The sequence below is a fragment of the Pseudarthrobacter sp. alpha12b genome (assembly GCF_054130495.1).
On the sequence record NZ_CP196746.1, the window covers coordinates 3,354,547 to 3,371,536 of the forward strand.

The following is a 16,990-nucleotide window of genomic DNA, read 5'->3' on the forward strand; positions in this document are numbered from 1 at the left end:
GTTTCTGTGTGGTGTAAGTTGTTGGCCTATTAGTACCGGTCAGCTTCACGAGTCGTTAGTCCTCGCTTCCACATCCGGCCTATCAACCCAGTGGTCTGGCTGGGGGCCTCTCACACATAAAGTGTATGGAAATCTCATCTCGAAGCGAGCTTCCCGCTTAGATGCTTTCAGCGGTTATCCCATCCGAACGTAGCTAATCAGCGGTGCACTTGGCAGTACAACTGACACACCAGAGGTTCGTCCGTCCCGGTCCTCTCGTACTAAGGACAGCCCTTCTCAAATTTCCTGCGCGCGCAGCGGATAGGGACCGAACTGTCTCACGACGTTCTAAACCCAGCTCGCGTACCGCTTTAATGGGCGAACAGCCCAACCCTTGGGACCTACTCCAGCCCCAGGATGCGACGAGCCGACATCGAGGTGCCAAACCATGCCGTCGATATGGACTCTTGGGCAAGATCAGCCTGTTATCCCCGAGGTACCTTTTATCCGTTGAGCGACGGCCATTCCACAATGTACCGCCGGATCACTAGTCCCGACTTTCGTCCCTGCTCGAGATGTCTCTCTCACAGTCAAGCTCCCTTGTGCACTTACACTCGACACCTGATTGCCAACCAGGCTGAGGGAACCTTTGGGCGCCTCCGTTACTTTTTAGGAGGCAACCGCCCCAGTTAAACTACCCATCAGGCACTGTCCCTGACCCGGATTACGGGCCGAAGTTAGATGTCCAAAGTGACCAGAGTGGTATTTCAACGATGACTCCACCCGAACTGGCGTCCGGGCTTCAACGTCTCCCACCTATCCTACACAAGCCACTCCGAACACCAATACCAAACTATAGTAAAGGTCTCGGGGTCTTTCCGTCCTGCTGCGCGTAACGAGCATCTTTACTCGTACTGCAATTTCGCCGAGTTTATGGTTGAGACAGCGGGGAAGTCGTTACTCCATTCGTGCAGGTCGGAACTTACCCGACAAGGAATTTCGCTACCTTAGGATGGTTATAGTTACCACCGCCGTTTACTGGGGCTTAAATTCTCAGCTTCGCCCTTACAGGCTAACCGGTCCTCTTAACCTTCCAGCACCGGGCAGGAGTCAGTCCGTATACATCGTCTTGCGACTTCGCACGGACCTGTGTTTTTAGTAAACAGTCGCTTCCCCCTGGTCTCTGCGGCCCCGATCCCCTCCCGGACGCGTAGTCCGTTCAAGGTTGGGGCCCCCCTTCTCCCGAAGTTACGGGGGCATTTTGCCGAGTTCCTTAACCATAATTCTCTCGATCGCCTTAGTATTCTCTACCTGATCACCTGTGTCGGTTTGGGGTACGGGCGGCTAAAACCTCGCGTCGATGCTTTTCTCGGCAGCATAGGATCACCAAATCCCCCCAAACGGGGGTCCCATCAGATCTCAGGCACAATGAGTGGCGGATTTGCCTACCACTCGCCCTACATCCTTAGACCGGGACAACCATCGCCCGGCTCGGCTACCTTCCTGCGTCACACCTGTTAATACGCTTGCCTCCCAGGATCAGGTCCCGCGCTCCACCAAAAACCTCACACCACAAGGGTGATCGGTCAGGTCTCGGGCGGTTAGTATCCCCTGTTCAACATGGACGGTTTTTCGCCGGTACGGGAATATCAACCCGTTGTCCATCGACTACGCCTGTCGGCCTCGCCTTAGGTCCCGACTTACCCAGGGCAGATTAGCTTGACCCTGGAACCCTTGATCATTCGGCGGACGGGTTTCTCACCCGTCTTTCGCTACTCATGCCTGCATTCTCACTCGTGTAGGCTCCACCGCTGGTTTACACCGCGACTTCACCGCCCACACGACGCTCCCCTACCCATCCAAACACCTGAACCACGAAGGCTTAGTCAATGCTTGAATGCCACAACTTCGGCGGTGTACTTGAGCCCCGCTACATTGTCGGCGCGGAATCACTTGACCAGTGAGCTATTACGCACTCTTTTAAGGGTGGCTGCTTCTAAGCCAACCTCCTGGTTGTCTGGGCAACTCCACATCCTTTCCCACTTAGCACACGCTTAGGGGCCTTAGTTGGTGGTCTGGGCTGTTTCCCTCTCGACTATGAAGCTTATCCCCCACAGTCTCACTGCTGCGCTCTCACTTACCGGCATTCGGAGTTTGGCTGACGTCAGTAACCTTGTAGGGCCCATTAGCCATCCAGTAGCTCTACCTCCAGCAAGAAACACGCAACGCTGCACCTAAATGCATTTCGGGGAGAACCAGCTATCACGAAGTTTGATTGGCCTTTCACCCCTACCCACAGCTCATCCCCTCCATTTTCAACTGAAGTGGGTTCGGTCCTCCACGACGTCTTACCGTCGCTTCAACCTGGCCATGGGTAGATCACTTCGCTTCGGGTCTAGATCACGCCACTCACACGCCCTATTCAGACTCGCTTTCGCTACGGCTGCCCCACACGGGTTAACCTCGCGACGTAACACTAACTCGCAGGCTCATTCTTCAAAAGGCACGCCGTCACCAGAATCAGACTGGCTCCGACGGATTGTAAGCACACGGTTTCAGGTACTGTTTCACTCCCCTCCCGGGGTACTTTTCACCTTTCCCTCACGGTACTGGTCCGCTATCGGTCATTAGGGAGTATTTAGGCTTATCAGGTGGTCCTGACAGATTCGCACGGGATTTCTCGGGCCCCGTACTACTTGGGATACTCTCACAGGCGGTACAAACACATTACGGTTACGGGACTAACACCCTCTCTGGCCGGCCTTTCAAAACCGTTCACCTATGCGCGCACATCACACCCCACCAGCCCGGCAGAACTGGTATGGAAAGTCCCACAACCCCGACCATGCAACGCCCGCCGGCTATCACACATGGAACGGTTTAGCCTGATCCGCGTTCGCTCGCCACTACTAACGGAATCACTATTGTTTTCTCTTCCTGCGGGTACTGAGATGTTTCACTTCCCCGCGTTCCCCCCACGCACCCTATGTGTTCAGGTACGGGTCACCGAGTCACTCGCGCGCTCGGCGGGGTTTCCCCATTCGGACACCCTGGGATCACAGTCCGGTTATCGACTCCCCCAGGCTTATCGCAGATTCCTACGTCCTTCTTCGGCTCCTAATGCCAAGGCATCCACCGTGTGCTCTTAAAAACTTGACCACAAAGATCAAAAACATTTTCGAGAGAACCATGAAAACCGTTCCACGCACCACAACCCCAAAAGAGTCACAGCACACGAACCAGATCCAGGTTCATTAATCTTGGAAATTGCTTCTTATACAAGATGCTCGCGTCCACTATGTAGTTCTCAAACAACAACCCCACACCACACACCCCACACACAAACACGTGCACGGACCGCCATGGCAGGGAAACCAGAAACAAAGTACCGAAGGCAAAAACCCCCGGCCCTGTTGCCTCAGGACCCAACAGTGTGCCAAACACTACCCAGCAGCAACAAACCAACCGCGTTCCAGGACAACCCCCACAAAGGAAAGCATCCGTACTAACAATGGTCCGTGCCACCAGGCACCTATTTGTTGATATTCCACCCATGAGCACCCGCCACGGAACAATCGTCCATGCTGCGGGCTTGCTTCCTGACAACACCACACACCAACATGCGCCGGTACGTGATCGTTGTAGGTGCTCCTTAGAAAGGAGGTGATCCAGCCGCACCTTCCGGTACGGCTACCTTGTTACGACTTAGTCCCAATCGCCAGTCCCACCTTCGACAGCTCCCTCCCACAAGGGGTTAGGCCACCGGCTTCGGGTGTTACCAACTTTCGTGACTTGACGGGCGGTGTGTACAAGGCCCGGGAACGTATTCACCGCAGCGTTGCTGATCTGCGATTACTAGCGACTCCGACTTCATGGGGTCGAGTTGCAGACCCCAATCCGAACTGAGACCGGCTTTTTGGGATTAGCTCCACCTCACAGTATCGCAACCCTTTGTACCGGCCATTGTAGCATGCGTGAAGCCCAAGACATAAGGGGCATGATGATTTGACGTCGTCCCCACCTTCCTCCGAGTTGACCCCGGCAGTCTCCTATGAGTCCCCACCATCACGTGCTGGCAACATAGAACGAGGGTTGCGCTCGTTGCGGGACTTAACCCAACATCTCACGACACGAGCTGACGACAACCATGCACCACCTGTAAACCGACCGCAAGCGGGGCACCTGTTTCCAGGCGTTACCGGTTCATGTCAAGCCTTGGTAAGGTTCTTCGCGTTGCATCGAATTAATCCGCATGCTCCGCCGCTTGTGCGGGCCCCCGTCAATTCCTTTGAGTTTTAGCCTTGCGGCCGTACTCCCCAGGCGGGGCACTTAATGCGTTAGCTACGGCGCGGAAAACGTGGAATGTCCCCCACACCTAGTGCCCAACGTTTACGGCATGGACTACCAGGGTATCTAATCCTGTTCGCTCCCCATGCTTTCGCTCCTCAGCGTCAGTTAATGCCCAGAGACCTGCCTTCGCCATCGGTGTTCCTCCTGATATCTGCGCATTTCACCGCTACACCAGGAATTCCAGTCTCCCCTACATCACTCTAGTCTGCCCGTACCCACCGCAGATCCGGAGTTGAGCCCCGGACTTTCACGGCAGACGCGACAAACCGCCTACGAGCTCTTTACGCCCAATAATTCCGGATAACGCTTGCGCCCTACGTATTACCGCGGCTGCTGGCACGTAGTTAGCCGGCGCTTCTTCTGCAGGTACCGTCACCTTGCGGCTTCTTCCCTACTGAAAGAGGTTTACAACCCGAAGGCCGTCATCCCTCACGCGGCGTCGCTGCATCAGGCTTGCGCCCATTGTGCAATATTCCCCACTGCTGCCTCCCGTAGGAGTCTGGGCCGTGTCTCAGTCCCAGTGTGGCCGGTCACCCTCTCAGGCCGGCTACCCGTCGTCGCCTTGGTAGGCCATTACCCCACCAACAAGCTGATAGGCCGCGAGTCCATCCAAAACCACAAAAGCTTTCCACCAACCACCATGCGATAGTCGGTCATATCCGGTATTAGACCCAGTTTCCCAGGCTTATCCCAGAGTCAAGGGCAGGTTACTCACGTGTTACTCACCCGTTCGCCACTAATCCCCCCACAAGTGAGGTTCATCGTTCGACTTGCATGTGTTAAGCACGCCGCCAGCGTTCATCCTGAGCCAGGATCAAACTCTCCGTTGAAAACAAACAGACACAACCACAACCACCGGAAATAACGGCGGAAACAGCTGCACAAAATTTGAAACCAGCTAAAAACACCAGGCCCATCCACGGGGTGGACAAACCCAGCACAATCAACCAATTTTATAAAAAATCGGTATCAACAAACTTGGCACACTATTGAGTTCTCAAACAACAGACACACCCGGCACCACCCAAACTTTCGTTCAGGATCGCTCCGGAGCAACTTTTCAAACTTAGTCGATCTCAAGGAGCTTCGCAAATCGGCGTTTCCGCGATTTTCTTTGCTCTGAGACCGGCCCCACCCACGTCCGGCGCGCCAAGAGGCGAACCATTTTCAGGCTGTTTGGTAAGGGGGTTGGCCGCTATCTTTCCGCTTCAGCGGCGGCGACTCAGAAAACAATACCCGCACACACCCCCCACCGCAAATCGAGCCCCACAGGGCGCCCATGCCCCCAGAAACCCCGGAAATCCGCGGTTCTTGGGGCTGGCATCGGGGCATCTCCCCCTGCCGGGGCGGGATTACTTCCTTTATGGAGTGGCTCACATCCAACGAGGGCCAGGATGGGCTACCCCTGCACCTCGAGGACCACTTGGAAGTCAGCCTGCCGGGGCTTCAGCCGGTACGGCTCCAAAACACCGGGCCCGCACGCTGCTGTGCCCACGCCCCTCAATGCATGGTCAACGTAGATGTGGCTCCATCCGTCCGGTACCAGATCCGGCCTATGGTTTGCCGCCTCAAGGGCCTGCATGCTGTATGGCCGAACTGTCAGCGCAAAGGGTTCGCCTGAAATGTGCAGCTCCCTGCCACCCGTGTGCAGCACAGCGGATCGCACGCCGGACCGGGCACCCGACTCCTGGGGGCGGACATACTCAACATCCAGGCTTGTGAGGGGGAGGGAGAACCAGCCTGTCCGTGCACCCTGCCCGGCGTCCGGGTAACTCTGGTGCGGACCTTGGCCGAACCACTGCACGTTGGTGGTCTGTGCGCCCAGGACCAGCTCCAGTCCGATCCGCGCCCACTCCACCTCGAAGCCGGCGTTGACCCACTCCCCCACCGGCCGGACCTGGGTCCGCAGGGCCATTGAGCCGGAGTTGCTGGTCCACAGGTAATCCACCAGCATCCCGAACTGCTTGTCCGCCGCTGCCATGCGCGTGCTGACGCGCAGGTGCTCCCCGCCGTCGGGCGCTGATTCGGCGCTGATACCCAGCAGCCGGGTGTGCAGCCGGTCGAGTCCCGCGTCCCTCCACTGGGTAGCAAGGGGCCGTTCGTCCGGACCTCCCCACTCCCGGCCAAGGTCGTTGTCGGTCGGGGGCCACCACAGGACCAGGCCGAACTTTTCCACGGGAAGTCCGCCAATGGACGTTGGCATCCCGGTGGCCCGGTTGAACACCGCGGTCCCCAGCCGGAGTTCGTCGTCCCCGGCCTCAAGCAGGTCCCCGGCCGGCACCTCCGCGACTGGAGAAGCGACCCTGACAGCCTGCCCCCAAGCAACCTCGTGGCCGGCAGCGGCCCAGGCAGAATCCGAGGCCAGCTCAGCGCTCACGGTGAGCACCGCGGTCCGGTCCTGCGGCAGCCCCGCCACGTAGCCGGCAACCTCCGCCGGCAGTTCCACGGCAGCCGTCGACTGCGCCGCCAGCGGCGCAAGCGCCACCGTTCCCTCCAGCCGCGTGCCGCCGTCGGCCTCCACCTTGTACTGGAAACGGTAGGCGGAGGTGTCCGCGAAGTCCTGCCCATTCCGCACGGTGAAGTTGGCCCATGACGGCGCCACCTCCAGACGCAGCGGCTCGATCACCTTCTTGAAATCCAACAGCCCGGGGCGGGGGTTGCGGTTGGCGTCCACGAGGCCGTCCGTGACGAAGTTTCCGTCGTGGACTTCCTCACCGAAGTCCCCGCCATAGGCGAAATGCTCGCCGCCGCCGGGGGATGGAACGGTGATACCGTGCTCCAGCCACTCCCAGACGAAGCCGCCCATTAGTCGGGGGTACTTTTCGAACAACTCTTGGTACTCGCTCATGCCGCCGGGCCCATTGCCCATGGCGTGGACATACTCGCAGAGCACGAACGGCATGGCACGGCGCCGTGCGTCCAGCGTGGCGTCCTCCAGGGCTGGCTCGTTGCCTTGCCCGATGAGCGCCGTCTCGGCCTGGCTGGCGTACATCCGGGAGTAGACGTCCACGTCCGGTGAGGACCAGTCGCCCTCGTAGTGGATGGGGCGGGAGGGGTCCCGGTCCTTGGTCCAGCGCGACATCGCCGCAAGGTTCCGGCCGGTGCCGGCCTCGTTGCCCAGGGACCACATGATCACCGATGGATGGTTCTTGTCGCGCTCAACGGTGCGCCGCATCCGGTCCAGCAGGGCCTCCTCCCACTGCGGATCATCGCTGGGGTTCTGTGCCCAGCCGGCGCTGTGGAAGCCGTGCGTCTCGAGGTCGCATTCAAGGACCACGTAAAAGCCGAGCTGGTCTGCCAGCGCCAGGACTTCGGGGTGGGGCGGGTAATGCGAGGTCCGGATGGCATTGATGTTGTGCTGCTTCATCAGCCGCAGCTCCGCCTCCACCACGTCCCGTGGCACCACACGGCCAAGTCGGGGATGGTGCTCGTGGCGGTTCACGCCGCGGAGCAGGATACGGCGGCCGTTCACCTTGAACTGGGCGTCTTCGATAGTGATACTGCGGAACCCCAGCTGCAGTGCGACAGTCTCACCAGGGGTGCTCACCGTCGCGTTGTAGAGTCGCGGGATCTCGGCAGACCATGGTTCCACGGCGGAGATATGGTGTTCCACACCCGCAGGCAGTTCAAGGCCAAGTTCCGGAACGCGTACGACGGCGTCAATCGCCTTCCCCGCCCGGCTCACCTCCACACGGAGCGTGCCTTCGCCCGTTCCCGGGTCATAGCCGGCGTGGGCAAAGACATCATCGATGCCGTCCTCCGGCCGTGCCTGCAGGGTGACGTCCCGGAAGATGCCCGGCAGCCACCACATGTCCTGGTCCTCCACATAGCTCGCAGCAGAGAACTGGGCCACCCGCACGGCCAGTGTATTGGCTCCCTCCACCAGGACGCCCGAGACGTCGAATTCGTGGGCCAGCCTGCTCCCGCGGGTGGTCCCCAGCTCCACTCCGTTCAGCCACACGGTCGCCGCGGAGTCGATGCCGTCGAACCGCAGCAGGGCGTGCGGGAAGAAGTCCGGGCCCGCCTCAAAGGTCACCAGATGATCGCCGATGGGATTGGCGTCCGGTACGTACGGCGGCTCCACCGGGAAGGGGAACTGGACGTTGGTATATGCCGGGGATCCGTGGCCGTGCATGTTCCAGCTGGAGGGGACGGGGAGGGCCGTGAAGCCGGACAGCTCCTTGCCGTTCTGCCACCCGTCGCTGGGGGCCGTCCTGATTCCCTGGCTCAGCCGGAACTGCCATTCCCCATTGAGTGAGAGCCTGGGCGCGTCCGTCACCAGGTAAGCCCGCGCCGGAAGTGCTCCCCGGCCGGGTCCCAGGGAGGCCAACTCGGCGACATCGGACGCGGCGAGATCGAGGCTGCGGGAGGAGCTTGCGGCTGCCGGAGCGGACCGGGGGCCGCCATTTGCGGCGGGGGTGTGGACTGACATGGATTTTCCTAGCGGGGAGAACAGATCGAGTGGCAAACGTGAACGTTCACGTTCCAGAGCAAAAGCTTATGCGCTTACTCTCGATTTGGATAGGGGTCAAGCGGATTGCCGGAGGATCAGCTGGTGCCGCAGGGTCAGATGGGCTTCGAGGCTGCGGTCCGAAATGGCGCCCGTGAGTAAACCATCCAGGAGGCCTACGGCGGCGCGGCCCACGCCGCGCAGGTCCAGGGAGAGGGTGGTCAGCTCAGGCGTAAGCAGTTCTCCGAGCGGTATTCCGTCCATGCCGATGACAGCACAGTCCCCGGGGACCGATGTGGCTGACTCCTGCAGCGCCTTCAGCGCGCCTGCAGCCATCAGGTCGTTGAAGGCGAGAATGCCGTCGATGCGCCCAGCTCCGGTAGGGAGGAGGGCCACAGCGGACTTTGCCGCGGCCGCAGACGGTTCCGCCTGCACGCGGGTGAGGTGGATGCCCGCCTGTGCCGCCACTGCCGCTGCTGCCGTGCTTCGGCTCGTGGCGGTGCCGCCCTGGTCCGAGTCCAGGAAGATGACATTCCGGCACCCGCGGGATGACAGATGGGTCAGAGCCAGCTGGGCAGCGTGACGATAGTCAAAGGAGATCCCGCCGGCGGTGCCCGCGTCCGGGGAGTCAAGGGCGACGACGGGCCGCCGGCCCATGAGTGCCTGAGCCTCATCCGGATGCGGCGCGAGGTAGCCGATCAGCGCGTCCACCTGGGGCGCAAGCCGGGCAGCGGAGTCCACTGCGCTGCCCGTGCCATGGCCGTAGTCGTCCACCACCACGGTCCAGCCGCGCTCGGTAGCGGCTTCCACCACGCTGGAGGCAAAGGCTGGGAAATAGGGATTGGTCAGATCAGGGATGGCGAGACCAACAGAGATCCGCGCCCCCTGCACCAGGCCTTTCGCGAAGCGGCTGGGGCTGTAGCCCATCTCTGCAGCGAGCCTTTGGACCCGTTCCTTGGTCTCCAGGCTGATGCCGGCCATGTCGTTCATAGCCCGGGTTACGGTTTGGCGCGATACGCCTGCTGCAGCTGCCACATCCAGGATGGTGGCGCGCTTGCCCCTGGGGCCGGAGGTCTGGGGGTCCATAAACGGTAAGTCTAGGTGCCAACCGTTCGTGCTGGTTTTGTTTGTTAAAGCGGTAGGGCCCTGACGTTCCTTGTCAGGGCCCTACTTAATGTGTGTCCGGCGGTGACCTACTCTCCCACACCCTCCCGGGTGCAGTACCATCGGCGCTGTGGGTCTTAGCTTCCGGGTTCGGAATGGGACCGGGCGTTTCCCCCACGCTATGACCGCCGTAACCCTTTTACCCGGTCCCCCGGTGATGCTTTGGGGGTGGGAAGACTGGTGGTTACAACATTTGTGGTGTTGTTATTCAGTTGTTGGTTCCGTGTAACCGTTCCCCCGTGGCGGGTTGTTGGTTGGGAACCACATAGTGGACGCAAGCACAGTGTTTTGTATGTTTCTGTGTGGTGTAAGTTGTTGGCCTATTAGTACCGGTCAGCTTCACGAGTCGTTAGTCCTCGCTTCCACATCCGGCCTATCAACCCAGTGGTCTGGCTGGGGGCCTCTCACACATAAAGTGTATGGAAATCTCATCTCGAAGCGAGCTTCCCGCTTAGATGCTTTCAGCGGTTATCCCATCCGAACGTAGCTAATCAGCGGTGCACTTGGCAGTACAACTGACACACCAGAGGTTCGTCCGTCCCGGTCCTCTCGTACTAAGGACAGCCCTTCTCAAATTTCCTGCGCGCGCAGCGGATAGGGACCGAACTGTCTCACGACGTTCTAAACCCAGCTCGCGTACCGCTTTAATGGGCGAACAGCCCAACCCTTGGGACCTACTCCAGCCCCAGGATGCGACGAGCCGACATCGAGGTGCCAAACCATGCCGTCGATATGGACTCTTGGGCAAGATCAGCCTGTTATCCCCGAGGTACCTTTTATCCGTTGAGCGACGGCCATTCCACAATGTACCGCCGGATCACTAGTCCCGACTTTCGTCCCTGCTCGAGATGTCTCTCTCACAGTCAAGCTCCCTTGTGCACTTACACTCGACACCTGATTGCCAACCAGGCTGAGGGAACCTTTGGGCGCCTCCGTTACTTTTTAGGAGGCAACCGCCCCAGTTAAACTACCCATCAGGCACTGTCCCTGACCCGGATTACGGGCCGAAGTTAGATGTCCAAAGTGACCAGAGTGGTATTTCAACGATGACTCCACCCGAACTGGCGTCCGGGCTTCAACGTCTCCCACCTATCCTACACAAGCCACTCCGAACACCAATACCAAACTATAGTAAAGGTCTCGGGGTCTTTCCGTCCTGCTGCGCGTAACGAGCATCTTTACTCGTACTGCAATTTCGCCGAGTTTATGGTTGAGACAGCGGGGAAGTCGTTACTCCATTCGTGCAGGTCGGAACTTACCCGACAAGGAATTTCGCTACCTTAGGATGGTTATAGTTACCACCGCCGTTTACTGGGGCTTAAATTCTCAGCTTCGCCCTTACAGGCTAACCGGTCCTCTTAACCTTCCAGCACCGGGCAGGAGTCAGTCCGTATACATCGTCTTGCGACTTCGCACGGACCTGTGTTTTTAGTAAACAGTCGCTTCCCCCTGGTCTCTGCGGCCCCGATCCCCTCCCGGACGCGTAGTCCGTTCAAGGTTGGGGCCCCCCTTCTCCCGAAGTTACGGGGGCATTTTGCCGAGTTCCTTAACCATAATTCTCTCGATCGCCTTAGTATTCTCTACCTGATCACCTGTGTCGGTTTGGGGTACGGGCGGCTAAAACCTCGCGTCGATGCTTTTCTCGGCAGCATAGGATCACCAAATCCCCCCAAACGGGGGTCCCATCAGATCTCAGGCACAATGAGTGGCGGATTTGCCTACCACTCGCCCTACATCCTTAGACCGGGACAACCATCGCCCGGCTCGGCTACCTTCCTGCGTCACACCTGTTAATACGCTTGCCTCCCAGGATCAGGTCCCGCGCTCCACCAAAAACCTCACACCACAAGGGTGATCGGTCAGGTCTCGGGCGGTTAGTATCCCCTGTTCAACATGGACGGTTTTTCGCCGGTACGGGAATATCAACCCGTTGTCCATCGACTACGCCTGTCGGCCTCGCCTTAGGTCCCGACTTACCCAGGGCAGATTAGCTTGACCCTGGAACCCTTGATCATTCGGCGGACGGGTTTCTCACCCGTCTTTCGCTACTCATGCCTGCATTCTCACTCGTGTAGGCTCCACCGCTGGTTTACACCGCGACTTCACCGCCCACACGACGCTCCCCTACCCATCCAAACACCTGAACCACGAAGGCTTAGTCAATGCTTGAATGCCACAACTTCGGCGGTGTACTTGAGCCCCGCTACATTGTCGGCGCGGAATCACTTGACCAGTGAGCTATTACGCACTCTTTTAAGGGTGGCTGCTTCTAAGCCAACCTCCTGGTTGTCTGGGCAACTCCACATCCTTTCCCACTTAGCACACGCTTAGGGGCCTTAGTTGGTGGTCTGGGCTGTTTCCCTCTCGACTATGAAGCTTATCCCCCACAGTCTCACTGCTGCGCTCTCACTTACCGGCATTCGGAGTTTGGCTGACGTCAGTAACCTTGTAGGGCCCATTAGCCATCCAGTAGCTCTACCTCCAGCAAGAAACACGCAACGCTGCACCTAAATGCATTTCGGGGAGAACCAGCTATCACGAAGTTTGATTGGCCTTTCACCCCTACCCACAGCTCATCCCCTCCATTTTCAACTGAAGTGGGTTCGGTCCTCCACGACGTCTTACCGTCGCTTCAACCTGGCCATGGGTAGATCACTTCGCTTCGGGTCTAGATCACGCCACTCACACGCCCTATTCAGACTCGCTTTCGCTACGGCTGCCCCACACGGGTTAACCTCGCGACGTAACACTAACTCGCAGGCTCATTCTTCAAAAGGCACGCCGTCACCAGAATCAGACTGGCTCCGACGGATTGTAAGCACACGGTTTCAGGTACTGTTTCACTCCCCTCCCGGGGTACTTTTCACCTTTCCCTCACGGTACTGGTCCGCTATCGGTCATTAGGGAGTATTTAGGCTTATCAGGTGGTCCTGACAGATTCGCACGGGATTTCTCGGGCCCCGTACTACTTGGGATACTCTCACAGGCGGTACAAACACATTACGGTTACGGGACTAACACCCTCTCTGGCCGGCCTTTCAAAACCGTTCACCTATGCGCGCACATCACACCCCACCAGCCCGGCAGAACTGGTATGGAAAGTCCCACAACCCCGACCATGCAACGCCCGCCGGCTATCACACATGGAACGGTTTAGCCTGATCCGCGTTCGCTCGCCACTACTAACGGAATCACTATTGTTTTCTCTTCCTGCGGGTACTGAGATGTTTCACTTCCCCGCGTTCCCCCCACGCACCCTATGTGTTCAGGTACGGGTCACCGAGTCACTCGCGCGCTCGGCGGGGTTTCCCCATTCGGACACCCTGGGATCACAGTCCGGTTATCGACTCCCCCAGGCTTATCGCAGATTCCTACGTCCTTCTTCGGCTCCTAATGCCAAGGCATCCACCGTGTGCTCTTAAAAACTTGACCACAAAGATCAAAAACATTTTCGAGAGAACCATGAAAACCGTTCCACGCACCACAACCCCAAAAGAGTCACAGCACACGAACCAGATCCAGGTTCATTAATCTTGGAAATTGCTTCTTATACAAGATGCTCGCGTCCACTATGTAGTTCTCAAACAACAACCCCACACCACACACCCCACACACAAACACGTGCACGGACCGCCATGGCAGGGAAACCAGAAACAAAGTACCGAAGGCAAAAACCCCCGGCCCTGTTGCCTCAGGACCCAACAGTGTGCCAAACACTACCCAGCAGCAACAAACCAACCGCGTTCCAGGACAACCCCCACAAAGGAAAGCATCCGTACTAACAATGGTCCGTGCCACCAGGCACCTATTTGTTGATATTCCACCCATGAGCACCCGCCACGGAACAATCGTCCATGCTGCGGGCTTGCTTCCTGACAACACCACACACCAACATGCGCCGGTACGTGATCGTTGTAGGTGCTCCTTAGAAAGGAGGTGATCCAGCCGCACCTTCCGGTACGGCTACCTTGTTACGACTTAGTCCCAATCGCCAGTCCCACCTTCGACAGCTCCCTCCCACAAGGGGTTAGGCCACCGGCTTCGGGTGTTACCAACTTTCGTGACTTGACGGGCGGTGTGTACAAGGCCCGGGAACGTATTCACCGCAGCGTTGCTGATCTGCGATTACTAGCGACTCCGACTTCATGGGGTCGAGTTGCAGACCCCAATCCGAACTGAGACCGGCTTTTTGGGATTAGCTCCACCTCACAGTATCGCAACCCTTTGTACCGGCCATTGTAGCATGCGTGAAGCCCAAGACATAAGGGGCATGATGATTTGACGTCGTCCCCACCTTCCTCCGAGTTGACCCCGGCAGTCTCCTATGAGTCCCCACCATCACGTGCTGGCAACATAGAACGAGGGTTGCGCTCGTTGCGGGACTTAACCCAACATCTCACGACACGAGCTGACGACAACCATGCACCACCTGTAAACCGACCGCAAGCGGGGCACCTGTTTCCAGGCGTTACCGGTTCATGTCAAGCCTTGGTAAGGTTCTTCGCGTTGCATCGAATTAATCCGCATGCTCCGCCGCTTGTGCGGGCCCCCGTCAATTCCTTTGAGTTTTAGCCTTGCGGCCGTACTCCCCAGGCGGGGCACTTAATGCGTTAGCTACGGCGCGGAAAACGTGGAATGTCCCCCACACCTAGTGCCCAACGTTTACGGCATGGACTACCAGGGTATCTAATCCTGTTCGCTCCCCATGCTTTCGCTCCTCAGCGTCAGTTAATGCCCAGAGACCTGCCTTCGCCATCGGTGTTCCTCCTGATATCTGCGCATTTCACCGCTACACCAGGAATTCCAGTCTCCCCTACATCACTCTAGTCTGCCCGTACCCACCGCAGATCCGGAGTTGAGCCCCGGACTTTCACGGCAGACGCGACAAACCGCCTACGAGCTCTTTACGCCCAATAATTCCGGATAACGCTTGCGCCCTACGTATTACCGCGGCTGCTGGCACGTAGTTAGCCGGCGCTTCTTCTGCAGGTACCGTCACCTTGCGGCTTCTTCCCTACTGAAAGAGGTTTACAACCCGAAGGCCGTCATCCCTCACGCGGCGTCGCTGCATCAGGCTTGCGCCCATTGTGCAATATTCCCCACTGCTGCCTCCCGTAGGAGTCTGGGCCGTGTCTCAGTCCCAGTGTGGCCGGTCACCCTCTCAGGCCGGCTACCCGTCGTCGCCTTGGTAGGCCATTACCCCACCAACAAGCTGATAGGCCGCGAGTCCATCCAAAACCACAAAAGCTTTCCACCAACCACCATGCGATAGTCGGTCATATCCGGTATTAGACCCAGTTTCCCAGGCTTATCCCAGAGTCAAGGGCAGGTTACTCACGTGTTACTCACCCGTTCGCCACTAATCCCCCCACAAGTGAGGTTCATCGTTCGACTTGCATGTGTTAAGCACGCCGCCAGCGTTCATCCTGAGCCAGGATCAAACTCTCCGTTGAAAACAAACAGACACAACCACAACCACCGGAAATAACGGCAGAAACAGCTGCACAAAATTTGAAACCAGCTAAAAACACCAGGCCCATCCACGGGGTGGACAAACCCAGCACAATCAACCAATTTTTATAAAAAATCGGTATCAACAAACTTGGCACACTATTGAGTTCTCAAACAACAGACACACCCGGCACCACCCAAACTTTCGTTCAGGATCGCTCCGGAGCAACTTTTCAAACTTACCCGATCCCCCACTCCGAAGCAAATCCATCTTTCAGGATCCGCATCGAGTTGAAGACCGCCCCCACCAATTTCCTGCGCCCTAAAGAGCAACCAGATTTTGGCTTTGATTTGGGGGTTTTGGCCGCCCGGTGATCAGTTCTTCACTGTCTCCCCCGCGGCGACTTAGAAAACAATACACGCACTCCGGGCCCACCGCAAACCGGCCCTCCGGGGGCCGGAAATCCCCGGTATTGCGCGGCGAAACCCGGGGTGGAGCACCCAAGCAGCCTGCCGGCGTCGTAATTCCACTGTGTGTGCTGCCGCACAGGCCTCGCGGCAGGGACAGGACGGCAGGCGCTTAACGCAGAAGGGCCGGCAACCCTAAGGTTGCCGGCCCTTCTCAAGCAGCTGGAATCAGCGGTGCTGGATTACCAGGAAGACTTGGTGATGCCCGGGAGTTCGCCCTTGTGTGCCATGTCGCGGAAACGGACACGGGAGATGCCGAACTTCTGGAAGGTGCCACGGGGGCGGCCGTCGATGATGTCGCGGTTACGCAGACGGATCGGGGACGCGTTGCGGGGCAGCTTCTGCAGGCCCAGGCGGGCTGCTTCGCGTGCTTCGTCGGTTGCGTTTTCGTCAACCAGGGTCTTCTTCAGCTCGAGGCGCTTTGCAGCGTAACGCTCCACGATGACCTTGCGCTGCTCGTTACGAGCAATCTTGGACTTCTTAGCCATGTTTAGCGCTCCTCTCGGAATTCGACGTGCTGGCGGATCTTGGGGTCGTACTTCTTCAGGACCATGCGGTCAGGATCGTTACGACGGTTCTTGCGGGTTACGTAGGTGTAACCCGTGCCCGCAGTCGACTTGAGCTTGATGATCGGACGTACGTCCTTGTCCTTAGCCACTAGAGCTTCACCCCACGAGCCAGGATCTGGGCGACGACTACGTCGATGCCGCGTACGTCGATGGTCTTGATGCCACGTGCAGAGACCTGCAGAGTGACGTTACGGCGCAGGGACGGAACCCAGTAGCGCTTCTTCTGGATGTTCGGATCGAACCGGCGCTTATTGCGGCGGTGCGAGTGCGAAATGCTGTGCCCAAAGCCCGGCTCGGCCCCGGTCACTTGGCAGTGTGCTGCCATGACTTCTCCTCAAGAATTGAAAGTAATGATCCGCATATCTGCTGCTGGACCATGCTGCTAAGGGCGACCCACAGAATGTACGGGCAACGGTTAGTTACGCAACTTGAGCCCCTAACTACCGGCCACCCTGGAGAAAATTACCGGGCAACCGGAGCAATTGCGCACGCTCCGCGCACTTAGCGCCTACCAAGTCTACGAGTTGACGCAATTAAAGACCAATCGGGTGTATAAGGG

5 protein-coding genes and 5 rRNA genes are annotated in these 16,990 nt (G+C 58.3%); all 10 read right to left on the bottom strand.

The annotated features are described in order from the left end of the window. Positions 1-8: 8 nt before the first annotated feature. Positions 9-3,138 (bottom strand): 23S ribosomal RNA (locus tag ACTAQI_RS15470). A gap of 497 nt (positions 3,139-3,635) precedes the next feature. Next, a 16S ribosomal RNA gene (locus ACTAQI_RS15475) occupies positions 3,636-5,159 on the bottom strand. Together the 16S and 23S rRNA genes form the textbook arrangement of a ribosomal RNA operon. Before the next feature lie 569 nt (positions 5,160-5,728). Further along, complete coding sequence (locus ACTAQI_RS15480; protein WP_457947009.1) at positions 5,729-8,761, bottom strand: glycoside hydrolase family 2 TIM barrel-domain containing protein; 3,033 nt, start codon at positions 8,759-8,761, stop codon at positions 5,729-5,731. A gap of 96 nt (positions 8,762-8,857) precedes the next feature. Then, positions 8,858-9,865 (bottom strand): LacI family DNA-binding transcriptional regulator, encoded by a 1,008-nt coding sequence (locus tag ACTAQI_RS15485; protein ID WP_457947011.1) that lies wholly within the window; start codon positions 9,863-9,865, stop codon positions 8,858-8,860. Between the two features lie 94 nt (positions 9,866-9,959). After that, positions 9,960-10,076: ribosomal RNA gene (gene rrf / locus ACTAQI_RS15490) — 5S ribosomal RNA — on the bottom strand. A gap of 169 nt (positions 10,077-10,245) precedes the next feature. Next, positions 10,246-13,375: ribosomal RNA gene (locus ACTAQI_RS15495) — 23S ribosomal RNA — on the bottom strand. Positions 13,376-13,872: 497 nt separating this feature from the next. Next, positions 13,873-15,396: ribosomal RNA gene (locus ACTAQI_RS15500) — 16S ribosomal RNA — on the bottom strand. Between the two features lie 648 nt (positions 15,397-16,044). Next, on the bottom strand, positions 16,045-16,350 hold the full coding sequence (gene rpsN, locus ACTAQI_RS15505; protein ID WP_009358853.1) for a 30S ribosomal protein S14: 306 nt from the start codon (positions 16,348-16,350) through the stop codon (positions 16,045-16,047). Between the two features lie 2 nt (positions 16,351-16,352). After that, positions 16,353-16,520, bottom strand: a complete 168-nt coding sequence (rpmG, locus tag ACTAQI_RS15510) for a 50S ribosomal protein L33 (protein WP_013602737.1) — start codon at positions 16,518-16,520, stop codon at positions 16,353-16,355. Next, positions 16,520-16,756 (bottom strand): 50S ribosomal protein L28, encoded by a 237-nt coding sequence (rpmB, locus tag ACTAQI_RS15515; protein WP_013602738.1) that lies wholly within the window; start codon positions 16,754-16,756, stop codon positions 16,520-16,522. Before rpmB ends, rpmG begins: the two co-directional genes overlap by 1 nt. Between the last annotated feature and the right edge of the window lie 234 nt (positions 16,757-16,990).